General features: G+C 67.3%; 22 protein-coding genes. 15 read left to right on the top strand and 7 right to left on the bottom strand.

The window, feature by feature from the left end:
• Window positions 1-94: 94 nt before the first annotated feature.
• The gene (locus tag AC6I6X_RS12485) at window positions 95-2,620 is read right to left on the bottom strand and encodes a DNA topoisomerase I (protein ID WP_497930849.1); all 2,526 of its coding nucleotides are present in this window, start codon (window positions 2,618-2,620) and stop codon (window positions 95-97) included.
• Between the two features lie 319 nt (window positions 2,621-2,939).
• On the opposite strand from AC6I6X_RS12485, the gene AC6I6X_RS12480 reads away from it, so the two are divergent.
• The 3 genes from AC6I6X_RS12480 (at window position 2,940) to AC6I6X_RS12470 (ending at window position 6,810) form a co-directional block, all read left to right on the top strand.
• Entirely contained in the window at window positions 2,940-4,844 is a 1,905-nt protein-coding gene (locus AC6I6X_RS12480) for a coiled-coil domain-containing protein (protein WP_497930848.1), read from the top strand.
• Window positions 4,845-4,956: 112 nt separating this feature from the next.
• Window positions 4,957-5,115: a hypothetical protein gene (locus tag AC6I6X_RS12475; protein WP_497930847.1), complete on the top strand. Its 159-nt coding sequence runs from the start codon at window positions 4,957-4,959 to the stop codon at window positions 5,113-5,115.
• 237 nt (window positions 5,116-5,352) lie between these two features.
• Complete coding sequence (locus tag AC6I6X_RS12470; RefSeq protein WP_497931288.1) at window positions 5,353-6,810, top strand: MATE family efflux transporter; 1,458 nt, start codon at window positions 5,353-5,355, stop codon at window positions 6,808-6,810.
• A gap of 98 nt (window positions 6,811-6,908) precedes the next feature.
• Here AC6I6X_RS12470 and AC6I6X_RS12465 read toward each other — a convergent pair whose 3' ends face one another.
• Together AC6I6X_RS12465 and AC6I6X_RS12460 are read right to left on the bottom strand one after the other, a co-directional pair.
• Window positions 6,909-8,429 (bottom strand): flippase, encoded by a 1,521-nt coding sequence (locus AC6I6X_RS12465; RefSeq protein WP_497930846.1) that lies wholly within the window; start codon window positions 8,427-8,429, stop codon window positions 6,909-6,911.
• 197 nt (window positions 8,430-8,626) lie between these two features.
• A complete protein-coding gene (locus tag AC6I6X_RS12460) occupies window positions 8,627-9,016 on the bottom strand; it encodes an FxLYD domain-containing protein (RefSeq protein WP_497930845.1) in 390 nt (129 codons plus the stop codon).
• Between the two features lie 207 nt (window positions 9,017-9,223).
• Between AC6I6X_RS12460 and AC6I6X_RS12455 the strand changes: the two genes are divergently transcribed.
• The 7 genes from AC6I6X_RS12455 (at window position 9,224) to AC6I6X_RS12425 (ending at window position 15,607) form a co-directional block, all read left to right on the top strand.
• Window positions 9,224-10,153, top strand: a complete 930-nt coding sequence (locus AC6I6X_RS12455) for a sulfide-dependent adenosine diphosphate thiazole synthase (RefSeq protein WP_497930844.1) — start codon at window positions 9,224-9,226, stop codon at window positions 10,151-10,153.
• 118 nt (window positions 10,154-10,271) lie between these two features.
• Window positions 10,272-11,162 (top strand): NAD-dependent epimerase/dehydratase family protein, encoded by an 891-nt coding sequence (locus AC6I6X_RS12450; RefSeq protein ID WP_497930843.1) that lies wholly within the window; start codon window positions 10,272-10,274, stop codon window positions 11,160-11,162.
• 114 nt (window positions 11,163-11,276) lie between these two features.
• The gene (locus AC6I6X_RS12445; protein ID WP_497930842.1) at window positions 11,277-12,044 is read left to right on the top strand and encodes a DUF7001 family protein; all 768 of its coding nucleotides are present in this window, start codon (window positions 11,277-11,279) and stop codon (window positions 12,042-12,044) included.
• A 270-nt stretch (window positions 12,045-12,314) separates the two neighbouring features.
• Window positions 12,315-12,551, top strand: coding sequence for a hypothetical protein (locus AC6I6X_RS12440; protein ID WP_497930841.1), 237 nt, complete (start codon window positions 12,315-12,317; stop codon window positions 12,549-12,551).
• 195 nt (window positions 12,552-12,746) lie between these two features.
• Entirely contained in the window at window positions 12,747-13,880 is a 1,134-nt protein-coding gene (locus AC6I6X_RS12435; RefSeq protein ID WP_497930840.1) for a helix-turn-helix transcriptional regulator, read from the top strand.
• Window positions 13,881-14,060: 180 nt separating this feature from the next.
• A complete protein-coding gene (locus AC6I6X_RS12430; protein WP_497930839.1) occupies window positions 14,061-14,873 on the top strand; it encodes a hypothetical protein in 813 nt (270 codons plus the stop codon).
• A 2-nt stretch (window positions 14,874-14,875) separates the two neighbouring features.
• On the top strand, window positions 14,876-15,607 hold the full coding sequence (locus tag AC6I6X_RS12425) for a DUF7345 domain-containing protein (RefSeq protein WP_497930838.1): 732 nt from the start codon (window positions 14,876-14,878) through the stop codon (window positions 15,605-15,607).
• Between the two features lie 85 nt (window positions 15,608-15,692).
• On the opposite strand, the gene AC6I6X_RS12420 is transcribed toward AC6I6X_RS12425, so the two are convergent.
• Window positions 15,693-16,388, bottom strand: a complete 696-nt coding sequence (locus AC6I6X_RS12420) for a class I SAM-dependent methyltransferase (RefSeq protein ID WP_497930837.1) — start codon at window positions 16,386-16,388, stop codon at window positions 15,693-15,695.
• A gap of 18 nt (window positions 16,389-16,406) precedes the next feature.
• Entirely contained in the window at window positions 16,407-17,306 is a 900-nt protein-coding gene (locus AC6I6X_RS12415) for a thiamine-phosphate synthase family protein (RefSeq protein WP_497930836.1), read from the bottom strand.
• A 183-nt stretch (window positions 17,307-17,489) separates the two neighbouring features.
• Between AC6I6X_RS12415 and AC6I6X_RS12410 the strand changes: the two genes are divergently transcribed.
• Window positions 17,490-17,870 (top strand): DUF8147 domain-containing protein, encoded by a 381-nt coding sequence (locus AC6I6X_RS12410; RefSeq protein WP_497930835.1) that lies wholly within the window; start codon window positions 17,490-17,492, stop codon window positions 17,868-17,870.
• 32 nt (window positions 17,871-17,902) lie between these two features.
• On the opposite strand, the gene dcd is transcribed toward AC6I6X_RS12410, so the two are convergent.
• Window positions 17,903-18,505, bottom strand: a complete 603-nt coding sequence (gene dcd, locus AC6I6X_RS12405) for a dCTP deaminase (protein WP_497930834.1) — start codon at window positions 18,503-18,505, stop codon at window positions 17,903-17,905.
• A gap of 83 nt (window positions 18,506-18,588) precedes the next feature.
• Between dcd and pth2 the strand changes: the two genes are divergently transcribed.
• A complete protein-coding gene (gene pth2, locus AC6I6X_RS12400) occupies window positions 18,589-18,927 on the top strand; it encodes a peptidyl-tRNA hydrolase Pth2 (protein WP_497930833.1) in 339 nt (112 codons plus the stop codon).
• A gap of 25 nt (window positions 18,928-18,952) precedes the next feature.
• Here the strand turns inward: pth2 and AC6I6X_RS12395 are convergent, their stop codons facing one another.
• A complete protein-coding gene (locus AC6I6X_RS12395; protein ID WP_497930832.1) occupies window positions 18,953-19,732 on the bottom strand; it encodes an N-acyl homoserine lactonase family protein in 780 nt (259 codons plus the stop codon).
• Window positions 19,733-19,987: 255 nt separating this feature from the next.
• Between AC6I6X_RS12395 and AC6I6X_RS12390 the strand changes: the two genes are divergently transcribed.
• From AC6I6X_RS12390 to AC6I6X_RS12380, 3 genes are all read left to right on the top strand, one after another.
• Window positions 19,988-20,677 (top strand): alpha/beta hydrolase, encoded by a 690-nt coding sequence (locus AC6I6X_RS12390; protein WP_497930831.1) that lies wholly within the window; start codon window positions 19,988-19,990, stop codon window positions 20,675-20,677.
• 94 nt (window positions 20,678-20,771) lie between these two features.
• Window positions 20,772-21,845, top strand: coding sequence for a 2,3-butanediol dehydrogenase (locus tag AC6I6X_RS12385; protein ID WP_497930830.1), 1,074 nt, complete (start codon window positions 20,772-20,774; stop codon window positions 21,843-21,845).
• Window positions 21,846-22,022: 177 nt separating this feature from the next.
• Window positions 22,023-23,483 carry a carotenoid oxygenase family protein gene (locus AC6I6X_RS12380; RefSeq protein WP_497930829.1) on the top strand — a complete coding sequence of 487 codons (1,461 nt, stop codon included), beginning with the start codon at window positions 22,023-22,025 and terminating at the stop codon, window positions 23,481-23,483.
• Window positions 23,484-23,500: the final 17 nt, after the last annotated feature.

Genomic DNA, 23,500 nt, shown 5'->3' with positions numbered 1-23,500 from the left:
TCCGGCGACGGGTCTGTCGCCACGTCGAATGGATCGCCGAAAGAAGGTGAGGAACGGTGCGAACGACGGCGGGGAGAGGGGCCGGCCAGCCCGATCAGGCCTTCGCCTGCCACTCGCGGATCCGATCGGCGCTGACGCCCTCGACGTCGTCCGCGACGGCGTCGGGATCGCTCTCGGTCAGGTCGTCGATGCTCTCGATCCCCGCGTCGGCGAGTTTCTCGACGGTCTTCGCGCCGATCCCGTCGAGCGCTTCGAGGTCGGAGCCGGTGTCGCTCTCGCGAGCCTGGAACTCCTGGTAGTTACAGATCGGACAGCCCAGTTCCCAGGGCTCGTCCCCGTTGTGGATCACCAGTTCGGGGAGGTCGTGTTCGTCGCAGTACTCGTCGGTGACCTCGATCTCGCCCCGGCGGGGCAGGGGCAGGGAGTACTCGCAGTCGGGGTAGCGCGTACAGCCAACCAGACGGGACCCGCTCTGGAGGGTTTTGATCGCCAGTTCGCCGCCTTCGTCGACGGTTTCACCGTCTCCGTCTCGCGACGTCTCCGACGTCGCGCTCCCACCGCACTCCGGACACTCGCCCAGAATCGGTCCCTCGCCGGCGTCCTCGGCCTTGCAGAGCGGACAGCCGTGGACGAACGTCTGGCGGCCGGCCAGCATCTTGACCTCGTTCAGGCCGTGCTCCTCGCACTCGCTGTCGAGGATCAGCGGTTTGCCCGTCGAGGGCAACGGAAGCGTGAACTCGCAGTCGGGGTAGCCGTCACAGCCGACGAAGTACGACCCGTGGCGACTCTGCCGGACGAGCAGATCTTCGCCGCACTCGGGGCAGGGCCCCAGTCGCTTGTCGTCTTTCAGCGACTTCCGCAGGTGGTCGCCGATCTCCTCGCGCGAGTCCGCGAGGTTGGCGAAGATCTCCTCGAGCATCTCCCGGGACTCGTCGGTCACGTCGTCGAGCGTCGCCTCGCCGCTCGCGATCGCGTCCATGTCCGCCTCGAGTTGCGCGGTCATCCCCTCGCTGACGACCCGATCGGCGTAGTTCTCGGCGGCGTCGACGACGGCCATGGCGAGTTTCGTCGGACGCGGCGGATCGCCCTCGATGTAGCCGCGATCGTACAGTTTCTCGAGCGTGTTGTGACGGGTCGACTTCGTTCCCAGGCCCAGATCCTCCATGGTCTCGATCAGCCGGGACTGGCCGTAGCGCCGCGGTGGCTGGGTCTGTTTCTCCTCGAGTTCGACGTCGTCGATCGCCAGTTCCTCGCCCTCGTCGACGTCGGGGACGAAGTTCTCGCTGGTGTTGAAGTACGGGTAGACGTCGTGGTAGCCGGGTTCGACGAGCCGTTTCCCGTTGGACTTGAGCCGGTAGTCGTCGACCTCGGTGACGACCTTGAGGTGCTCCCAGACGGCGGCGTCGGCGACGGTCGCGAAGAACCGCCGGACGACGAGTTCGAAGATCTCCCACTCGTCGTCGCTCACGTCGCCGCGGGAGGGGATCTCGCCCGTCGGGTGGATCGGCGGGTGGTCGGTCGTCTCCTCGTCGCCTTCCGTGGGGACGATCTCGTCGGCCTCCAGCAGGCTCTCCGCGGACTCGCCCAGGGTCGCGTGGCCGACGAAGTCGTCGAGCAACTCCTCGGGATCGAGGTCGTCGGGGTAGACGGTGTTGTCCGTCCGCGGGTACGTGATGTAGCCCGCGGTGTAGAGGTCCTCGGCGATCGACATCGCCCGCTGGGCGGAGTAGCCGATCGCGCTGGCCGCGCGGATGAACTGGGTCGTGTTGAAGGGGGACGGCGGCGTGTCCGTGCGCGTCCGGCGGTTGACGTCGACGACGGTCGCGGCGTCGCGATCGGCGAGGGTCGCGTAGACCTCGTCGGCGACGGCCTCCTCCCAGACGCGCTCGGCCTCGTTGTCGTCCTCGTCGCGGTAGAAGTACTGCGCCTCGAACGTGGTCCCGTTCTTGGCCAGGTCAGCGAACAGTTCCCAGTAGTCTTCCGGGTCGAACGCCTGGATCTCGCGTTCCCGATCGACGATCAGTTTGAGCGTCGGCGACTGCACGCGGCCGACGGAGATGAAGTCGTTGCCGAGTTGACCGGCCGATAGCGAGAGAAAGCGGGTGAGCGCCGCGCCCCAGACCAGGTCGATGATCTGGCGGGCCTCGCCGGCGGCGGCCAGATCGAAGTCGAGGTCGTCGGGTTCGTCGAACGCGTTCTGGACCTCGTTTTCGGTGATCGAGGAGAATCGCACGCGACGGATGGGGACGTCCTCGTTGACGTCGCGGACGATCTCGTAGGCCTCCTTCCCGATGAGTTCGCCCTCGCGATCGTAGTCCGTCGCGATCGTCACGCGCTCGGCCTTGCGGGCGAGGATCCGGAGCGTGGCGACGATGTTCTCCTTCGTGGGGGTCTTCTGGACGCTCGCGTCGATCAGTTCGACCGGTTCGACGTCGCGCCAGTCCGAGTACTCCGGCGGAAAGTCGACGCCGACGACGTGGCCCGAGAGCCCGACGCAGCGCTTGCCGCCCCACTCGTAGACGTTGACGCCGTTCTCGCGAGTCGAGTCGAACGTGCCGCCGGAAAGGATGTCGGCGATCCGCCGCGCGGCGTTATCCTTCTCCGTGATTATCAGTTCCACGGCGGTTCACCTCCGCTGGTGCGGTGGTCGTCCGATCCGGGACGAGTGTCGATCATCGTCGCTCGCTACGACTGAGCATCTGATAACGCTTTCGCCCAAAACCGCAAGACTGCGCGGGTGTGCGTGCGGTCGCGCGAGCGTCGCGTGCGCGAGGACCAATGCTTCGCTAGCCCATCCACGCCCGCCTCACCACTCCCACGACCGGCGTCACTCCCGGCGATTCGACCGCGGTTCGCTGCGCACGCGAATCGTTCAATTCCGTTCATAGGTCAGTACACCATCAATAAATCCATATACGTCCGCTCGTATTCTATTTAAAATGGCAACTGGAATCAATGCGATCCTGTCGTGGATCGTCGGGATCCGCGGGGTGCGCGATCGACGGCGATCCGTCGACGTCGGTGGTGACGAGTCGTTCCTCGACGCGTCAGGCCGTCGCTCGGCGCGCCACGTCGAGAGGCGCGACTCTGGGGCGGGACGTGAGCGGCCGTGCGCGATCGGTGGCACGCACGGGGCGACCGACGCCGGCTCACGACGCGTGCTGACCGACGGCGGATCCGTGCGGAACATCGACGACGATCGGCAGGCGTCCGGCGACCGGAGCGACGACCTCGAGGCTGCGATCGGCAGGGCCGAACGGACGCTCGAATCGCTCGAGGACGACGTCGAGAGGCTCGACGAACGGCTCTCGTCGCAGGCCAGGCGGGAGTACGTCGACGCGCAACTCGACGCGCTCACCTCGGTGATCGACGAGATGGCGGAGACGACTGACGCCGTCGACGCTGCGACCGTCGAAGCCCTCGAAGCCGACGTCGACGCGCTGGCGGTCGACCTCGAATCGCTGCGGGGCGACGTCGAGGATCAGGCGTCGCGGGAGACGTCGATCGACGACGATCTGGCCGACGTCGAAGATCGACTCGAGTCCCTGGCGGACTCGGTCGCCACGCTCGACGAGCAACTCGCCGATCGCCCGACGCGCGAGTCCGTCGACGAGCGGGCCGCCGATCTCGAGACGTCGATCGACACGGTCGAGGCGTCCGTCGAGGATCTCGAGGCCGAACTGTCGGCGCTCGCGGAGGCCGCGATCGACGAGTCGGACCTGGACGCGGTGACCGACGGACTGGCGGATCGGCTCCGCGATCTCGAGGAGGCGGTCCCGATGATCGCCCACACGATCGAAACCCTCGAGAGCGAGGTCACGGCGCGCCTCGAACGGCTCGACGAACTGGACGGGGCGTCCGCGGGCGCCGATCGCAACGGCGACTGGGCGTCGGACGCCGATCTCGACGCGCTCGCGACCCGCGTCGAGGACCGGTTCGAGGCGATCGACGCCGACCTGTCGACCCTCGAGGGGGAGCTGGCGGCGGTTCGCGAGTCCGTCGACACCCTCCCCGCGCTGGAACGATCGATCGAGTCGACGGACGAGACCGTCGCCACGATCGAAGCGGAGGTCGAAACGGTCAGCGACGAGGTCGACGCGATCAGCGAGACGGTCGGAACTGCCACCGAGGAGGTCGACACGGTCTCCCAGGCGGTCGCGTCGGCACGGGAGCGAATCGACGCCGTCGAATCGCAGGTCGACGATCTTCAGGACGAGATCGAGGAGTCCGCGTCGGCCGACGACCTCGCCGAGACCGTCGCCGACCTCCGGTCGGCGGTCGAGACGATCGATCGCGAGGCCGCGACCGCGGAGTCGGTGTCGTCGCTCCGGGCGGACCTCGAGGGAATGCGCCGGACAACCGCGACCGTCGAATCGACCGTGGCGGATCTCGAGCCGAACGTCGCAGACCTCGAACCGGCCGTCACGGAGCTGCGAACGGATTTCGAAGCCCAGCAGCGCCAGTTAGAGACGATCGCGGCCGATCTCGACGCCCTGGAAGCGGAGATGACGTCGGACGCCGACGTCGAATCGGCCGTCGACGAACTCGAGTCGCGCGTCGACGGGATCAACGGAAAACTCGAGTCGGACCTCAAGACCCTCCACATCGAACTCGAGGAGCTCCGCGAGCAGGTCGATACCGACGATCGGAGTCTCTTAAAGCGGATGGTGACGGACGACGTCTTCGGACTGGTGATGATGGCGTTCGTGACCATCACGGCGATCGGTGCCACGATGGCGTTTTTCGACGGCCAGCACGTGGTCGCCGCGGTGTTCGCCGCCGTGCCGATCGTGACCGTGCTGGGGGCGCATCTCCTCCTCTCCAGGCGATCGGGACGACCCTGAGAGCGCGATCGTGACGGGCCGTCGATGCAGTTCGTCCCGGACGTTCTGTAGTATTTTCAACTAATGTCTGACGCAGATTTATACCATAGTGGTAATTATCGAACGGTCGAACATGGCTACACCAATCCCGTGCCAGGAGCAACTTACCACTGTCGCGGCGGTGGCGTTCATCCTCAGTGTTGGTGTGGTGAGCACCGTTCAGTCCGTCGGCACCCACTCGCTGCTCGCTCTCAGCGCGGTCGCCTTCGTGACGCTGTACGTGCGCGGGTAGCCCGGGGCCGACTCCTCGACGCGCTTGCGTTTTCGACGCCGCGAGTCGACGCTTAGCGACGATCCGAGAGCGGCATGAACGGGAGCGACACGTCGGGCCGACGGTCCCGGACCCGACGATCGGAAAGCCGGCAACGGCGACTGGGAACGGGAGTGCTTTTCCGTCGCCCGGGTGAGACACGGACGAGAACCGATCGTGGCCGAGACGGACGCCTCGACCGATCGCAAACGGGTCGACATGACGACGGGGGCCATCCCCCCGAAACTGCTTGCACTCTCGTGGCCGCTCGTCCTCGGGAACCTCCTCCAGACCGTCTACAACCTGGCGGACATGTTCTGGGTCGGTCGCGTGAGCGCCGAGGCGGTCGCCGCCGTCTCCCTGATGTTTCCGCTCTCGTGGATGTTCGTCTCGACCGCGATGGGGATCACCGCCGCCACCATCGCGCTGGTCTCCCAGTACGTCGGCGCGGGGAACGATCGGATGGCCGACCGGGTCGTCGCCCAGACGATCCTGCTCACGCTAGCGGTCTCGACGGTGCTGGCGGCGATCGGGCTCGCCGCTCGCCGCCCCTTGCTCGCGCTCATCGGCGCACGCGACCAGGTGTTCGTCGAGGCACTGGCCTACATCGAGGTGATCTTCCTCGCCCTTCCGCTTACCTTCCTCTTCTTCGCGTTCCGATCGTCGCTACAGGGCGCGGGCGACACGAAGACGGCGATGTGGCTCGTGTTCATCTCCGCGGGAATCAACGTCGTGCTGGACCCGTTCTTCATCCTGGGCTGGGGGCCGTTCCCGGCGATGGGAACCCGCGGTGCGGCGATCGCGACGTTCATCTCCCGCGGCCTGGCGACGGTGGCGGGGATCTACATCCTGCTGGACGGCGGGTTCGGGGTTCGCCTCCGGATCGCCGATCTCGCGCCGGACCTGGCGATTCAGAAACAGCTCGTCGACGTCGGCTACCCCGCGACGATCGACGGCTGGGCGCGCAGTTTCGCCGCGGTGGCGATGGCCGGCTTCGTCGCACGGTTCGGTGCCGCGCCGACGGCGGCCTACGGGATCGGGGTCCGCCTGATGTCGGTGACGTGGGCGGTCTCGGGTGCGGTCGGGCAGGCGACCGCGACCGGCGTCGGCCAGAACCTCGGCGCGAAGACGCCCGATCGGGCGGCGGCGGTCGCACGCACCGCGACCGCGGCGACGATGGTCTTCATCTTCGCCGTCGCGGCCGTGCTCGTCGCGTTCCCGGCGCAGGCGATCCGCCTGTTCGTCGCCGATCCCGCGGTGATCGCCGAGGGCGTCGTCTTCCTGCGGATCACGGCCCCGTTCTGGGCGCTGTTCGCCGGCGTGATGGTCGTCCAGGGCGCGCTCCGCGGGGCCGGAAACACGAAGGCGGCGATGGCCCTGTCGTTCCTCTCGCGGTGGGTGTTCCGGGTGCCCGTCGCACTCGTCCTCGCGTTCGCGTGGACGCTCACGCTCCCGGGTACCGGCGTCTCGATCGGCGCGCTCGACTGGGGCATCGAGGGGATCTGGTGGGCTTACTCGTTCGGCATGGCCGTCTCGTTCGTCGTCGCCGTCGCCTGGTTCCGACTGGGAACGTGGCGCGAGGGCGTGATCGAGGACGAGTCGGGCGAGGAGGACGGCGACCGGCCGCCCGCGGACGATCGGACGACTGCGGGGAGTGACACGGAGTTCGTCGACTGATACGGGCTGTTGTGATTCTTCACCGGTGATCGCCCCATCGGGGCGGCGATCACCGGTAAAACGTTACAACGATCCGTACGAGTGGCCGGGGGTCCGAGTCAGCGGTTCAGGAGGCTGGCCGGGAGCCACTTCCGGAGGGTCGGGCTGAACTCGGCGACCATCTGGGCGTCCTCGTCGGTGAACGCGTCGGTCGCGATCAGCGAGAGGACGAATGTGATGATCACGACGATCGGGAGGATGGCGACGATCACCAGGTCCGACTCGACCAGGAGGACGATCGGTGCGCCGGCGATCGTCGCGGGAACGCCGGCACCGACGACCTTCGCGAAGTCCCGCGTGAAGGGGTGGATGCCGTCGAGGTGGTACACCTCGCCCAGCGTCAGCGCGCCGACCAGGAACAGCGCGGTGGCGGAGCCGATCGCCGCGCCCTCAATGCCGACGATCGGGATGAGCGTCATCGAGACGAGGAGGTTCGCACCGAACAGCACCAGCGTGTTGACGAAGACCATCCGCGAGTAGCCGAGTCCCTGGAGGAGCGTGCCGTCGGGACCGCCGAACGTGACGTTGAAGAGGAACGCGCCGGCCAGCAGGACGACGACGACGTTCGCCGCGGCGTACTGGGGGGTGTAGAGGACGGCGAGGTAGGAACTCGCGCCGAGCGAGAGGACGATCGCGTACGGCAGGGTGATCCCGACGATCCAGCGGGCCATGATCTGGAACCGTTGTTCGACGAGCGCGGTATCCTCGCGCGTTTCGGCGATCAGCGGTTTGAACACCGGCGACAGGGAGTTGAAGATGATCATCAGACCGGAGCCGAGCATGTAGCCGACGCGGTAGATGCCGACGTTGTCGGACGAGAGGAAGTAGCCGAGCAGGAAGTAGTCGACCTGTCCCATCAGGACGAAGACGACGCTGGTCATCGCGAGCGGAACGGAGTACCGCACGAGCGGGGCCGGTGCGACGAGTTCGATGTCGGCCGTCAGCAGGTCCCACGCCCTGGAGACGAACAGCGCCGTGCCGACGGTGATGGCGACCAGGAGCCCGATCACGTAGCCGGCGATCAGTCCCAGGAGACCGAACCCGGCGAGCAGGAGGCCGGCGGTGACGACAAACCGGACGATCGGCCGGACGATGTCGCGCATGATCACCCGGTACTGGAGCTTCTTGATGCTGTAGTAGGAGGTCAGCAGGACCTTGTAGATCGCCAGCATCGGGATGGTGACCGAGAGTAACAGGAGCGCGATCCGCATCGCGGGCTCCTGGAAGAAGTCCCCGATCCGGGCCGTGCTAACGGCGAGCACGAGCGCGACGAGCGACGAGGTGACGAGGACGGTCGCCGTCACCTGCACGATCACGCCCTTGGCCTTCCCGTGCTCGCCCTCGTCGAGGTACTGTGGGACGAAGTAGTCGATCGCGAGCGGCAACCCGAGATTCGCGAACACTTGCGTGAAGAGGATCACGGACGTCGCCAGGACGAACAGTCCGTAGACCGACGGACTGACGAACCGGGTCATCAGCATGACGATCGCGAACCCGAGCACGCCCTTAACGACGTTCCCGACGAACGTGATGCCGCCCTGTTTCGCGAGCGTCGAGACGCCTTCGTCGTGGTCCGTCATGGCGACTGAATTCCGTTCGTCTGTTTCCCGCGCTCGACGTCGACGTCGTCAGCCGACGTCGGGCGGGGGGTCCGTGGGTGTCTCGTGCGTCCGGCCCGTCGGTACGTCCGGTCGATCGGCTCCCCGCTGTGGGGTCCGATCGGCCCACTGCTTCCGACCGCGATCGTCGATCCGGGCGTGAGCATACTGGTGTCCGATCAGACTCCCGTCGCCGGTTCGAGTTCGTAGCTCTCGACCTCGGCGGCCGCCTCGCCGAACTGTGGGAATTCGACGTCGAACGGCCATTCCCCGCCCGAACTGACGTCTTCTTCGACGTTCTCGATGACCGTCTCGAGTTCCTCGCCCTCGGCGTCGAGAAACGTCGCCCGAATCTCGATGTAGCTCAGTTCGCGGTCGCCGACGTTCCTGACGATTCCCCAGACGTAGACGCGTTCGTCCTCGGTGCCGGGATCGTCCCGCACCAGATCGTCCCAGACGATCTCGACATCGCCCGGTTCGGTGATCTCATCGCCGTTATCCTCGAAGTAGCTGAGACAGCCGGCGATCGGAGTGAGGGCAGCAACGCCGAGAAGCCCGCGACGATCCATCGATCCCGCCTACGTGACCGCGAGGCTTCAGCGTTCGGGACGCGAGGAGGGGTACCGCTGACCGGCCTCCCCGAACCCCGGACGTTCCACGCGGTCGCCCTCGTCGATCGGGCGGATCGATCGGTGTCGCGTCGCTTTCGGGCGGGTCCATCGACGGACGCTCGACCACGATAGTTTTTTCACCACTGGTTGCTACCACCTAGTTGTATGAGCGACTTTGATCAGTTCAGCGACGTCGGCGAAGCGGACGTAACGCGTGCGATCGGCCAGGAGTGGACCGAGGAGTTCATGGACTTCTCGGACAGCGACGTGATCGTCGTCGGCGGCGGCCCGTCGGGGCTGACGGCCGCGAAAGAACTCTCCGAGCGCGGCGTGAAGACGATGGTCGTGGAGAAGAACAACTACCTCGGCGGCGGCTTCTGGCTCGGCGGGTTCCTGATGAACAAGGTCACGGTTCGGGATCCGGCCCAGCAGATTTTAGACGAACTCGAGGTGTCCTACAAGCAGTCCGAGGACAGCGAGGGGCTCTACGTCGCCAACGGGCCGGAGGCCTGTTCCGGCCTTATCAAGGCCGCCTGCGACGCCGGCGCGAAGATGCAGAACATGACCGAGTTCACGGACATCGTCATCCGCGAGGACCACAAGGTCTCGGGAATCGTCATGAACTGGACGCCGGTCCACGCCCTGCCCCGCGAGATCACCTGCGTCGACCCGATCGCCGTTGAGGCCGACCTCGTCATCGACGCGACCGGACACGACGCCATGGCCGTCAAGAAACTCGACGAGCACGGCGTGCTCGACGCTCCCGGGATCGCCGACGCCGAGGCCCGGGCCACCGGCATGGACCAGACCGGCGACGACAGCTACGGCGCGCCCGGCCACGACTCGCCCGGCCACGACTCGATGTGGGTTGGCAAGTCCGAGGACGCCGTCGTCGAGCACACGGGCGTCGCTCACGACGGCCTAATCGTCACCGGGATGGCGACCGCCACGACCTACGGTCTGCCGCGGATGGGGCCCACCTTCGGTGCCATGCTCGTCTCCGGCAAGCGCGCCGCCCAGGAAGCGATCGACGAACTCGGCGTCGACGCCGAACCGGTCGACATCACCAGTCGCGCGACGCTAGCCGACGACTGATACGGAGTCGATCGGCGGTACAGGCGGCCGAACCAGGCGCATCGCCGGAGCGTAGGGTGGCCGAAACGCTCCGGCCGAAACCCACACTGTTTTCGCGACTTGCACACAGCCTTCGAACATGAAACTCGTCGTCACCGGCGCGACCGGCGGTGTCGGAAGCTGGATCGTCGATCACTTCGCGAGCGAGGGCCACGAGGTCGTCGGCATCGACCTCGAGCGGCCGCCCGGCGAACGCGAGAACGCGTCCTTCCTCGCGGCCGATCTCGCCGAACAGGGGCAGGCCTGGGAGGTGATCCTCGCCCAGGATCCGGACGCGGTGGTCCACGCCGCGGGGATTCCGCGCATGGGCGAGACGACCGGTACCGAGACGTTCCTGACGAACGTCGAGAGCACCTACCACGTCTTCGAGGCCGCGGGCCGGGTCGGCGCGGACGTGGTCTGGACCTCGAGCGAGAGCCTCTACGGGATGCCCTTCGCCGCGGAGCCGTTCCTCCCCGACTACCTCCCGATCGACGAAGCCCATCCGCAACGGCCGGAAGACGGCTACGGCGCGTCGAAACTCGTCGGCGAGGAACTCGCCGCGAAGACGGTCCGCAAACACGGCATCTCGATCGCCTCGATCCGGCCGTCGTGGGTCCAGTACCCCGGCGAGTACCAGGCCCGCGAGGTCGCCGCGGCGTTCGATCTCGAGACGGCCGATCGGAGCGGCAACTACTGGTCGTACGTCGACGTCCGCGACGTGGTCTCGATCGTCGACGCCGCCCTCCACACCGACCTCGACGGCCACGAACCGTATCACGCGATGGCCGCGGACAACTATCTCGGTCGACCGACCGCGGACGTGATCGAGACCGTCTTCGGCGCGCTCCCGGAACAGTGTGCCCTCGAGGGCGAGCAGTCGGCGTTCTCCACGGCGAAAGCCGATCGCGAACTCGACTGGCGGCCGGCCCACACCTGGCGCGAGGCCGCGGACGAGACCGTCGAGGGGCCGGCGTTTCTGGACGGGTAGCGTCGATACGATCGCCCGGACCGGCATCGCGACGTCTCTCACCGGAACTGTCACCGGACGGCGAACGGGATACCGACCGCAACAGTTTCACCCGGTGGTACGACTAGGTCATACATGGTCGACAGCGTCATCTGCTATCGCGCTCCGACGACCGTCGTCGACGTCGATGCGATCGCGGACTGGCTCGCGGATCGCGTCGACGCGACGGTGACGGTACGGGACCGGTTCCTCGAGGAGCACCGGACCGACGACCTCCCCGAACGGTTCGCCGAAGCGCGGGTGCGATCGCCGTACGAGCCCGAGACGGGCAACACGATGCTGGGGACGATCCGTTACGAGGAACGGGCACTCGAGGATCCCGATCGGGAAGGTGGCGTCCTCTACGACGGGATCCAGGTCCAGCGGGCGCTCAACACCGCCCTGCCCGACGACGAACGCGGCCTGGAGACGCTCCACGTGCCGGTGCTCGACCGGGCGATCGGGACGTGGGGCGACCACGACGGCCGCTGGCACAAGCGCGTGAACGTGCTCGGACAACCGGCGCTCGTCTCGGTCCCCGGCCTCTACGAGGCCCCGGCGAAGCCCGAGGCGTACTACAGGGAGAAACAGCGCCACTCGTTGCTCTCCGGCGACACGCCGCCCCGCGAGGTCCTCGAGAACCGCGTCGAGGGCGAGTTCCTGATCGAGGACGACCCCCGATCGACCGACGCGCTGAAGGGATACGTCCTCCAGGCCGTCCACTACCTCGAGACGGGGGAATCGTTCTGCGATCGAGTGGAGTGTCGCCTCTTCAACGCCCACTACCACGCGGACCTGATCGAGGCACAGCTTCGCGAGCCAGCGTTCTGCGACGAGCACGCGCGGTTGTACGGGACGAACTGAGTCGCGGGGACGGATCACGACCGGTCGCGAGCCGTCCCACCGCACCGTGACGAGCGCTGGCAACCCGGCGGCGATCCGCGAGCGTGGAGAGTACGAGGGACTCGACGCACCATCCCCCCGAACTGGCGGTCGCGGCGGGGGATCGGGGGTGTTTCGCTCGCCGAAACAACTTATTCGGCGGGTAAATCGACGATATCGGACGAAAACCGGCGCAAAGCGGCGACAAAATGTGACCGGTTGAAGAACGGTCCCGTCGTGTATCCATTCGTCATGAGTCGACACGTACTACTCGCGATCGTGGTCAGCGTCGCCCTGCTCGTCGGGGCGGCCGGAACGGCAACGGCAACGGTGGGCGAGGGCCCGCCGGAGGACCTCCCGGAGCCGGTGCCCGACTTCGTTTCGGATCTGCTCGGCACTATCAGTAACTTCCTCGACGGTGCGATCGACTCGCTCGGGGACGCCGTCTCCGAGGTCACGCCCGGTGCGGTCGCGCCGCCGACGAAGTAATCGGGTCGGGGCCCGAGCAGGTCTCGCGGATTCTTCAGCAGCGTCATATTTTTCGAAAGCGATCAAAAAGCGTATTAGAGTGCCGTAGTATACTGAATTCCGTGATTCGACGGATGCGTCTCCGACGTCGCTTTCCCCGTTTTTCTCCCCTGGATAGATCGCAAACGGATCGACGTCGTCGAGACCCAAACGAGAATGACCGACCGTAACCCTCGATCGATCGGCCGGCTGCTGATCGTCGCCCTCGCGCTCTCGCTGGTCGTTTCAGGACCGATTTCGGTCGCCGGTGCGGCCGCGAGCGAGTCGGGGTATCACGCCGCCGACTCCCCGGACGGCTTCTCGGCGGCGCCCGAAGACGTCGATCCGGACCGGGCCCGGATGAACGTCGCCCTGGCGGCCGACGGCTCGGCAGAGTGGACCGTGGAGTTCTGGGTCGAACTCGACGACAACGAGTCGACCGAGGCCTTCGAGTCGGTCGCGGCCGAGATCGACGAGGATCCGGAGCCGTACCTGACGCGCTTTGCCGATCGGATCGATTCGACGGTCGCCGTGGCGACCAACGCGACCGATCGAGAGATGTCGACCGACGGGTTCGCCGTCGAGACGGAGCGACAGTCGCTCGCCCGCGAGTACGGCGTCATCAGGTACACGTTCGAGTGGAACGGCTTCGCCGTCGTGGACGGCACCGAACTGCGCGCCGGGGACGCGATCGAGGGCTACTATCTCGACGACGGGACTCGATTGCTGATCTCGTGGCCCGAGGAGTACGAACTGACGAGCGCGAGCCCCGAACCTGACGACCGGCGACAGAACGCGGTCATCTGGCGCGGGTCGCAAACGGAGTTCGTCTCCGGCGAACCCCGGATGGTCGTCTCGACCGGGACGACGGGATCTGGACCGTCGCTCTCGACGATCGCGATCGGCGTCGCGGTTCTCGGCGTCGCCGGACTCGGCGTCGCGGCGTGGTATCGCCGGCAGGGATCGAGCGGCGTTCCCGCGCCCGTTCCGGGTGGCGACAGCGATGGCGACGGTGACGACGAAGACGGACCGGCGGCGACGACCGATGGGGATGCGGACGACGAACCCGTTCCCGAGGAGTTCCTGAGTAACGAAGAACGCGTCCTCCGCCTCCTCGAGGAGCGCGGCGGCCGCATGAAACAACAGGACGTCGTCTCGGAACTCGGCTGGACGGACGCGAAGACGAGCAAGGTCGTCAGCGGGTTGCGCGAGGAGGGGAAACTCGAGTCGTTCCGACTGGGCCGCGAGAACGTCCTCTCCCTGCCCGAAGCGGAGGACGCGGTGATCGAATCCGGAGAACGAGGGGATTGAGAGACGCACACTGCGAACGAGGGCCGAACCGACCGTAATCGCACGAGGGCGGCGGACCGTTTCGCCGAATTTACGACCGTTGCCGAGGGTCGCCAACGGTGTCAAACGTCGTTAATAGTCGTTGAACCGGAGTGATAATCGACCCTGTATATGGTGCGAGAGCGCCACGTCCCAATCGCCATGAAGCGACCAACGACGATCGTACTCGCACTGCTACTCGCCGTCTCGATGGCGGCGATGCCCCTCGCGGCTGCCGACGTCGGCGCGGCCGCGAACGCACAGGAACAGGACGCCGAGGACGAGGACGCCGTCGCGCCCGGCGAACAGCTGGCAGCCACCGTCGGCGTCCAGGAGACCGAACTGAACGGTGAAGTCTCGGAACGCGCGTACGGGATCAAGGTCGCCGCCGCGCAGTCCGAGGACGCCAAAGCTGACGTCGTCCTGGAACAGCAGGCCGACGTCGAGGACCGCATCGCGGACCTCGAGAACCGGACCGCGGAACTGAACGCCGCCTACGAGGACGGCGAACTCACCCGCGGCCAGTACGAGGGCGAGATGGCTGCGATCGCGGCGGAACAGCGGACGACCGAACGGCTGGCCAACGGCACGGCAGCGACCGCAAGTGAACTGGAGAACCCCGAAGCGCACGGGATCGACGTCGAAGCGATCCAGACGCTCGCGGAAAACGCGAGCGAACTCACCGGACCCGAGGTCGCCGAAATCGCCCGCTCGATCGCGGGTGAGGGCGTCGGCCAGCCGGTCGACGCGGACCGCGAACCCGGCGCGCCGATCGAACCGCCCGCCGCAGATGGCGACGCGCCCGAGGACGCCGACGATTCGGAGACGACGGACACTGACGACGATCGATCGGACGCGACCGAGGACGACGAGACGGACGATGAAGAGTCGACCTCCGAAGACGGCGAGACGGACGGTGAAGAGTCGACCTCCGAGGAGGACCAGCAGACCGAGAACGACGACGGAAGCCAGTGAGAATGAGACGAGGGATCGTCGCACTCGGCGTGCTCGTCGTGCTATCGGGGCTCCTGGTGTCACCGGTAGCCGGTACCAGTACCGGTGAGTCGATCGCCGCTCCCGCCGACGCCGACGAACCGATGTTGCACGTCGAACTGACGGCCGACGGTGACGCCACCGTGTCGCTCGTCAGCGTCTACGACTTCGCCGACGAGGACGAGCGTGACGCGTTCGAGACGCTCGAAACCGACGACGAAACCCGCACGGAACTGCTCGATCGGTTCGCCGATCGAACGGGGTCGGTCGCCGCAAACGCGAGCGAGGAGGTCGACCGCGAGATGACGGTCACGGCGGATTCGATCGACGTCCGCACGACGGACGACGATCGCGGCGTCGTCGTGCTCTCGGTGACCTGGGAGGGACTCGCGGCGGTCGAGGACGATCGGCTCGTCGTGACCGAACCGTTCGCGAGCGGGTACCAGCCCGATCGAACGGTCGTCCTCGCCGGTCCGGACGGGTCGACGGTCGAGACGACGACACCGACGCCGGACGCCGAGACGGACGGGCAGGCGAGCTGGGACGCCGGCACGTCGCTCGACGGATTCGAAGCGACGTTCTCACTGTCCGGCGAGGAGTCAGCGGCGGACGACCCCGACGCCGACGACTCGCTCCCCGGGTTCGGCGTTCCGGTGACGGCCGCCGCCCTGCTCGCGGTCCTCGGAATCGCGATCGGGCGCCGTCACGACGGCTAACGAGCGGTTGCGGTCTATTCTGGCGTGTTTCGGTCCCCGAACTGACGCCCGGTTCCGTGCCGTTCCGGTCGGGGTCGGATCGCGGTCACTCGATCCGCCCGCCGGTCAGCCGAACGACGCCGAAGACGTGCGTCTCGTCCGCGATCGCGGTCGATCGATCGCGCAGTCGCGCGTGGGCGGCGTCGACCTTCGCGTCGAGTCGCCGGTGGGGGTCGTCCGCGTACCGCAGTTTCGTCGTGGGCGGCGTCGAGAGGACGACGACCGCCCGGAACGCGGCGTTGACCGGCGGGGCGTACCACGCGTCGCTGCTCGCGGCGTTGGCGAGGACGACGTGACCGCCCGGGCCGACGAGGTCACACCAGTCGTCGACCGTGCCGGCCGGATCGGCGAGCATCCCGACGACGAAGGTGGCGAGAATCGCGTCGACACCGCCGTCCGCGATCGGGCCGTCCGCGTTCGCGCGGCCGATCGGCGGCCGCGTCGCGTCCCCGCGGACGACGTGGACGTTGTCGTACTCGGCGGTGAGGTCGCGGGCGCGATCGAGCACCGGCCGAGTGAAGTCGACGCCGACGACGGTTCCCTCGGGACCGACTCGTTCCCGCAGGTACGGCAGGTTCGCACCGGTCCCGCAGCCCATCTCGACGACGGTGTCGCCGCGATCGAGTCGACAGGCGGCGGCCGCACGCCGGCGAAGTCGCGGGATACCCGGCGTTCGACGGGCGATCAGGTCGTAGAGGGACGCCCAGCGACCGTAGAACTCCTGTGCAGTTTCCGAGCCCATGTGTGTGGTCTCAGAGAATTAGAGGAGCGATCGGGTGGTGTCCGCGACCGACTCCGCGTCCGGCCCCAATAGGTAGATGAGCGGTTCGATCCCCATGCCGCCGGTCTGGTAGAGGACGGTCGCGTCCGGTTCGTCCTCGAGGGCCGCGCCGACGCTCGAGGGGACGTCGTCGGCTTCGTCGAACTCGGCGGTGACGTGACCGCGCTCGGTCAGTTCGGCGAGCAGTTTCGGGTCGTATCTGATGTTGATCGCCGCGGCGGCGTCTACATCGTGGCGCCGTGCCGCGAGCAGGACGGTCGCGACGTGCTCGGAGACGCCGAACTCGGGATCGGCCGGTACGGTCGCCTTCCCTTTCACGTCGAAGATCCGACCGGGAACGCCGGCGACGTCGTCGATGTCGTCGGCGTCCGGCGTGCAGGCGACGAGGTTCGAGCCGACGGCGGGGATCAGGCTCGCGAACCCGCTCGCGTTCTCGAGGAGGCGTAGGCCGCGCCGAAGCGAGGAGAGGACGCGTTCGCTGGTCCGGAGGTCGCTCTCGGGGTCGTGGACGCGGAAACTCGCGCCGTGGTCGGCGAGTTCCGGTACGGCCTCCTCGTGCAACTGGGCGAGCAGGTCGCCGCCCTGCTCGAGTTCCCGGATCAGGACCTCGATCTCGATCAGCGCCCGGACCGGCCGGACGTCGCCGGCTGCGAGTCCGTCGGCGAGTTCCTCGACGAGGGCCTCGACGCGCTCGTCCGTCGCGATCCGCTCGTTGACGGTGACGTCGCCGTGGGCGTACTTCGACACTGCGCTCTGGCTGATCCCGAGGACGTCGGCCACCTCGCTCTGGGTCAGCCCGCGATCGCGGAGCGCGCCGGCGAGCAGCGACCGGACGGTCGGGAGAAATTCATCGACGACGATCTCTTCGACGAATCGCATCTGTTAGCCGACCGTACGAGTGCCCGGCGGATAACTGTACTGTCATCGCGAGCGGTCGTGCTCCACGTCGCTCGCCGGTTTCCTCGCCGGGACGACACGTGCGGACTCCGGCCCCGATCGCTCGCCGGCACGGAGACGCGACGCACGATTTATGCGGGTGCCGGGAAAACGTACGGGGAAACGATGACGGGCAACTCTATCGTCCTCGCGATCGCGTCCGGCGTCGCCACGTTCCTGGTCGTCGCGACGCTCGTCTCCGAACTCGCTCACGACTGGGGCGGATTTGCCATCGTCCTCGGCCTCTTCGTCGGCGCGATCGCCGGTGCGATCGCGACGGCCGGCGTCACCACGGATCTCACCGGCGACGCGCCGCCGCGACGCCGTCGCATCACCGGCGCGTTCGCCGGCTTCATGATCGGTCTCGTCGCCGGGATCGCCCTGGCGACGCTGGTCGCGGGACTCACTGCGAACGCGGCGATCGGGGTCGGCGTCGTCGCCGGCCTCCTCCTCGGCGCGTGGATCGCGCTCCGGGGACCGGCGGCGACGGGCGACGGACAGCTATAACGATTCGACGCCGGGTCCGCCGATTCTCCTCGTCAGTCCTCGCGATCGAGTTGATCGCCGCCGAACTCGTCGTCGCTCTGGATGCGGGAGGCCTGCGGTCCGTCCTGGTCCTGGTACTTCGAGCCGCGATCGCTCCCGTACGGGCGATCGGCGGGGGTTTTGAGTTCGGTAAAGGTGAGCTGTGAGATGCGCATCCCCGGCGTGAGCGCGACGGGCGCCGTGCCGAGGTTCGAGAGTTCGAGGGTGATCTGGCCGCGATAACCGGGGTCGCACAGCCCCGCCGTCGCGTGGACGACGACGGCGAGTCGGCCCAGCGACGATCGCCCTTCCACGTGGGCGATCAGGTCGGCCGGGATCTCGACGCGCTCGTAGGTCGTTCCGAGGACGAAGTCGCCGGGGTGGAGGATGAAGTCGTCGCCGTCCTCGACGATCGTCTCGGTGACGTACTCGTCGACCTCCTGTTCGGAGTTCGGATGAATACAGGGGATGTTCGTCCGCTGGAACTCGAGGAACTCCCGTCCCAGTCGGAGGTCGATACTGGCGGGCTGGATCTGCAGGTCCGGATCGTTGAGCGGGTCGACGACGAGGTCGCCGGCCTCGAGGCGATCGAGGATGTCCGCGTCGGAGAGGATCATTACGCAGGCAGTGGAATCGGCAGGTCGTAAAACCGTCGGACTGGATCACCGGGATTATAGACGCCGATCGCGTCGGTAGCGCTATGAAACAGGCCATCGTCGCCCGCACCGACATCGGGATGGGAAAGGGAAAACTCGCCGCGCAGGTCGCTCACGCGTCGCTGTCGGCCTACGAGAAGGCGGACAGTCAGCTACAGCGCCAGTGGAAAGACGGCGGCCAGAAAAAGGTCGTCCTCAAGGGCGAGAGCGAACGCCAGCTGCACGAACTCTCTGAAATCGCGGACAGCCAGGGCGTTCCGAACGCGCTCATCCGCGACGCGGGGCACACGCAACTCGAACCGGGCACCGTCACGGCGCTGGCCGTCGGCCCGGCCGCGGACGATCGGGTCGATCGGGTCACCGGCGACCTCTCGCTGTTCTGAGCGTCGCGTCGGGTACGTGATCCGGCTACCTGACTCGCTTCTCGGCCAGCCGCGCCAGGTCGTCCGAGTCGTGGTGAACGACGACGTCGGCGTCTTCGGCGCGTGCTACGCCCTTCACCTCGCGCAGGGAGTGCAGAGCTTCGTCGGTCGACCAGCTGAAGGGAGCGACGAGCCCCTCCTCGTACCCGACACGGCGGTTCGCGAGGTCGCTGGCGAGGATGACGGTCTCGCCGTCGAGTTCGACTTTGACCGACTGGTGGCCGGGGGAGTGCCCGGGCGTGGGCACGAGTTCGATGCTCCCGTCGCCGAGCAGGTCGGTTCGGCCGGGGACCTCCACCACGTCGGTCTCCGGCCGGCGAAGCGGATCGAGATCGGCGTCGACGTAGAACGCGGCCTGCGGCGGGTCCGGCCACCACGCGTACCGCAGTTCGTCGATGTGGACGTAGAACTCGGCGTCCACGAACTGGTCGAGGTTGCCCGCGTGGTCCGTGTGGAGGTGCGACAGCACGACGTGATCGACCTCGGCGGCGTCGAAGCCGAGATCGGCGAGGTGTTCCTCGGGCGTCGCCTCGGGTTCGATCGCCGGCGCGAAGTCCTCGAGGTGCGGGGCGCCGTACCCGGTCGGGTCCGCGGCGAGGTCGTGGCTGAGTCCGGTGTCGAACAGCACGAGCGCGTCGGGGTGTTCGAGCAGGTACGCCGGACACTTCGCGGTGACCGGGTCGTCGCCGCCCAGTTGCATCATCATCCCCTCGGGCATCGTCCAGTCCGCCGTGTTCAACACGTGAATCGCGTTCACAACTGTCATACATTAGCTGAAACGACGGTTGTTATATTAACTCTTTGCGAGCGGAATTCTGGAGAACGACACCGCCGTTAGACGAGATGCGTCGGGCGACGCAGTTTCGTCGCCCCCTCCTTGCCGGCGGGACCGCGAGTTTCGACCGGCCGCCCGAATTTCGGTCGCACGCCGCAATCGAGGTCCCGCGTTCCAGTCGACTGAAACCGCGTCTCCTTCGCCGCGTCACCAACGTCTTTTCCGCCGGGCACCGTGGCTACGGACATGGTATCCGGTCCACACGGCGACCAGCCGATCGAACGCGCAGGGCCCGACCTCGCGGACGCGGCGGCGGCGATGATCCTCGTTCACGGCCGCGGTGCACGCGCTCGCGGCATGCTCGGCCTGGCGGACGAGACCGACTGCGACGACGTCGCGTACGTCGCACCGCAGGCCCAGCGGGGAAGCTGGTACCCGAACTCCTTTCTCGCGGACCTCGAGACCAACCAGCCCCACCTCGACTCCGCGCTCGAACTGCTCGACGAGACGGTCGCCCGCGTGACAACGGGTACGCTCGACGACGCGGGGACGGACGCCGGCGGCGGCGCGAACGGCGATGGGATCCCGCTCGATCGGGTCGTTCTGCTGGGGTTCTCGCAAGGGGGCTGTCTCGCGACCGAGTACGCGGCCCGGAACGCCGATCGGTACGGCGGCGTGGTCGCGCTCAGCGGGGGGCTGATCGGCCCCGAGGGGACGCCGCGGGAGTACGAGGGATCGATGGACGGCACGCCGGTGTTCATCGGCTGTGGCGACCAGGATCCGCACATCCCGGTCGATCGGGTCGAGGAGTCGGCGCGGGTGTTCGAGGACCTCGACGCCGAGATGGAGTCACGAATCTACGAGGGCGTCGGCCACACGGTACTGGAGGACGAACTCGAGTACGTTCGTAACCTCGTCGCCGACGTCGCGGACTGATCGTCGACAGCGATCGGATCGCTCGCCGCCGGAGAACCAGTTCGATGGCCCCTAGGAGTAGTTATACTGCGAGAGGTGGTACCGTACTTCACCCATGCAAGCAGCAACGTATCACGGTCGAGAGGACATCCGCGTCGAGGACGTAGACGACGGAACCGTCGAGCCGGAGCAGGTTCGGATCGACGTCGAGGCCTGCGGGATCTGTGGCTCGGACCTCCACGAGTACGCCGCCGGGCCGATTTTCGTTCCCGAGGGCGACCCGCACCCGGTTTCGGGAGAGACGGCACCGATCAGGATGGGCCACGAGTACAGCGGCACCGTCACCGAGGTCGGATCGGCGGTCGAGGGCCTGGACGCGGGAGACGCCGTCGCCGTCAATCCGATCCTCTACTGCGGTGAGTGTCGACAGTGCCGGCGAGGGGACTACCACATCTGCGATTCGATCGGGTTCCTCGGGCTCTCGGGCGGCGACGGCGGGTTCGCCGAGAGCGCCGTCATCGACGCCGAACACGCCGTTCCGCTCGGCGACGACGTCCCGGTCGAACACGGCGCGCTGGTCGAGCCGCTGGCCGTCGGTTTGCACGCGGTTCGTCGCTCGGGACTCCAGGCCGGCGACGCGGTCGCGGTGTTCGGGAGCGGCCCGATCGGGCTATCCGTAATCCAGTGCGCCCGGGCGGCCGGCGCGGGCACGATCTACGTCTCCGAGCCACGGGACGCGAGGCGCGAACGTGCGAGCGACTGCGGCGCCGACGAACTCGTCGACCCGTCGAGCACGGACGCCGTCGAGCACATCGTGGCTGGGACCGGCGGCGGCGTCGACGTCGCGTTCGAGGTCGCGGGCGTCGAGGCGTCGTTCAACGCAGCGATCGAGAGCACGGCACCGGGCGGCCGGACGACGATCGTGAGCATCTGGGAGGAGGAAGTGAGCACCCACCCGAACGATCTCGTCCTCGCCGAACGGACGCTGACCGGGACGCTCGCGTACCTCGGCGGGCCGCGGGCCGACGAGGAGTACGGGATGGTGATCGAGATGCTCGGAGACGGACGGCTCGACCCGGACCCGTTCATCACCGGCCGAATCGGGCTCGAAGAGATCGTCGACGAGGGATTCGAGCGGCTTCTCGATCCCGAGAGCGATCACGTGAAGATCCTCGTCAAGCCGAACTGACGAGGCGACTTCGTACTCTCTCCCCCGCTTTCAGTGGCGGCCCGACGTCCCGGATCGACTCAGTGTTGGGAGTACTGTTACCACGATCGTCGACCTATCTGAGCGTGATGTCCGAGTACCCGACAGGAGGCGGTCGAGTACAGGGGTCGGCCGCGACCGCCATGCGAGGGGGTTCCGATGACTAGTCCCGAGGAGGACCGAGCAGGCACCGGAACTGCGCCTCCCGGCGACGAGAACGCGGTCGAGCGACGGCGGGTGGCCTTCCAGACGCTCGACAGGGAGGTTCGCGACCGGCAACTCGGCGTCGAGGGGGAGATTCCGGCGTGGCTGGAGGGATCGCTACTCCGGACGGGACCGGCCAAGTTCGAGGCCGGCGACCGGGACCTGCGACACTGGTTCGACGGACTGGCGATGCTCCACGCCTTCGCCGTCGCGAACGGAGAGGTCCGCTACACGAACAGGTACCTGGAGAGCGAGGCGTACACCCACGTGGCGTCGGAGGGGGAACTCCGGTACCGGGAGTTCGCGACGGACCCCTGCCGCGACATCTTCGAACGGTTCTTCTCACTGTTCTCGCCCGAGGTCACCGACAATGCGAACGTCAATATCTCGAAGCAGGCCGAGGCGTTCGTCTCGATGACCGAGACGCCCATCCCCGTCGAGTTCGACCCCGAGACGCTGGAGACCGTCGGACTCGCCGAGTACGAGGACGACGTCGACGGCCACGTGACGACCGCTCATTCGCACCACGACGACGGCGACACGTACAACTACGTCACGGAGTTCTCCCGGACGAGCACGTACAGCGTCTACCGGATGCCCGACGGCACCCGCGATCGGGAGGTGATCGCGACCGTCGACAGGAAGCGGCCGGCGTACATGCACAGTTTCGGGCTGACCGAGAACTACGTCGTCCTGGTCGAATTCCCCTTCGTGATCGACCCGCTGGAACTGCTGGCACGCGATCGTCCGTTCGTCGAGAACTACCGCTGGCGACCGGAGCGCGGAACGCGATTCCTGCTCGTCGACCGCGAGACCGGCGACGTCGCCGCCGATCCGGTGACCGACGCGTTCTTCGCGTTCCATCACGTCAACGCCTTCGAGACCGACGACGAGGTGGTCGTCGACGTCGTCGCGTACGACGACGCGTCGATCGTCGAAGCGTTCTACCTCGACGAACTGCGATCCCCCGAGTTCGCCGTCGAGGGCGGTACCCTCCGCCGGCACCGCGTCCGGGAGGACGGCATCGACCGCGAGCGCCTGTCCGACGCGCCGATCGAACTCCCGCGGATACACTACGACGAGTGCAACGCGGGGCCGTACCGGTACGTCTACGGCGTCGGCAACCGGCGGAGTCCGCCGGCGGACGTCCCGAACCGGCTCGTCAAGGTCGACGTCACGGACGGCAGGACGACGATCTGGGAGGAAGCGGGTACGTACCCGGGCGAACCCGTCTTCGTCGCGGCACCCGATGCGGCCCGCGAAGACCACGGCGTCGTCCTCTCGGTCGTGCTGGACGCTGAGGCCGAGCGATCGTTCCTCCTGGTGCTGGACGCCGCGGACTTCACCGAGCGCGGGCGGGCGACGATCGAGCACCACATCCCGCTCGGGTTCCACGGCGGGTTCTACGACGTCTGATCCGAAGCGAGATCCGG

The sequence above is a fragment of the Halosolutus sp. YCN4 genome (assembly GCF_059736495.1).
Note: the sequence above shows the minus strand (reverse complement) of the source record. Positions and strands in the feature narration are given on the sequence as shown.

Excerpts from the sequence above, each read along its gene's own strand:
- AC6I6X_RS12480 (WP_497930848.1), top strand. The coding sequence starts at position 2,940 with ATGGCAACTGGAATCAATGCGATCCTGTCGTGGATCGTCGGGATCCGC.
- AC6I6X_RS12475 (WP_497930847.1), top strand. The coding sequence starts at position 4,957 with ATGGCTACACCAATCCCGTGCCAGGAGCAACTTACCACTGTCGCGGCG.
- AC6I6X_RS12470 (WP_497931288.1), top strand. The coding sequence starts at position 5,353 with ATGACGACGGGGGCCATCCCCCCGAAACTGCTTGCACTCTCGTGGCCG.
- AC6I6X_RS12465 (WP_497930846.1), bottom strand. The coding sequence starts at position 8,429 with ATGACGGACCACGACGAAGGCGTCTCGACGCTCGCGAAACAGGGCGGC.
- AC6I6X_RS12460 (WP_497930845.1), bottom strand. The coding sequence starts at position 9,016 with ATGGATCGTCGCGGGCTTCTCGGCGTTGCTGCCCTCACTCCGATCGCC.
- AC6I6X_RS12455 (WP_497930844.1), top strand. The coding sequence starts at position 9,224 with ATGAGCGACTTTGATCAGTTCAGCGACGTCGGCGAAGCGGACGTAACG.
- AC6I6X_RS12450 (WP_497930843.1), top strand. The coding sequence starts at position 10,272 with ATGAAACTCGTCGTCACCGGCGCGACCGGCGGTGTCGGAAGCTGGATC.
- AC6I6X_RS12445 (WP_497930842.1), top strand. The coding sequence starts at position 11,277 with ATGGTCGACAGCGTCATCTGCTATCGCGCTCCGACGACCGTCGTCGAC.
- AC6I6X_RS12440 (WP_497930841.1), top strand. The coding sequence starts at position 12,315 with ATGAGTCGACACGTACTACTCGCGATCGTGGTCAGCGTCGCCCTGCTC.
- AC6I6X_RS12435 (WP_497930840.1), top strand. The coding sequence starts at position 12,747 with ATGACCGACCGTAACCCTCGATCGATCGGCCGGCTGCTGATCGTCGCC.
- AC6I6X_RS12430 (WP_497930839.1), top strand. The coding sequence starts at position 14,061 with ATGAAGCGACCAACGACGATCGTACTCGCACTGCTACTCGCCGTCTCG.
- AC6I6X_RS12425 (WP_497930838.1), top strand. The coding sequence starts at position 14,876 with ATGAGACGAGGGATCGTCGCACTCGGCGTGCTCGTCGTGCTATCGGGG.
- AC6I6X_RS12420 (WP_497930837.1), bottom strand. The coding sequence starts at position 16,388 with ATGGGCTCGGAAACTGCACAGGAGTTCTACGGTCGCTGGGCGTCCCTC.
- AC6I6X_RS12415 (WP_497930836.1), bottom strand. The coding sequence starts at position 17,306 with ATGCGATTCGTCGAAGAGATCGTCGTCGATGAATTTCTCCCGACCGTC.
- AC6I6X_RS12410 (WP_497930835.1), top strand. The coding sequence starts at position 17,490 with ATGACGGGCAACTCTATCGTCCTCGCGATCGCGTCCGGCGTCGCCACG.
- dcd (WP_497930834.1), bottom strand. The coding sequence starts at position 18,505 with ATGATCCTCTCCGACGCGGACATCCTCGATCGCCTCGAGGCCGGCGAC.
- pth2 (WP_497930833.1), top strand. The coding sequence starts at position 18,589 with ATGAAACAGGCCATCGTCGCCCGCACCGACATCGGGATGGGAAAGGGA.
- AC6I6X_RS12395 (WP_497930832.1), bottom strand. The coding sequence starts at position 19,732 with ATGACAGTTGTGAACGCGATTCACGTGTTGAACACGGCGGACTGGACG.
- AC6I6X_RS12390 (WP_497930831.1), top strand. The coding sequence starts at position 19,988 with ATGGTATCCGGTCCACACGGCGACCAGCCGATCGAACGCGCAGGGCCC.
- AC6I6X_RS12385 (WP_497930830.1), top strand. The coding sequence starts at position 20,772 with ATGCAAGCAGCAACGTATCACGGTCGAGAGGACATCCGCGTCGAGGAC.
- AC6I6X_RS12380 (WP_497930829.1), top strand. The coding sequence starts at position 22,023 with ATGACTAGTCCCGAGGAGGACCGAGCAGGCACCGGAACTGCGCCTCCC.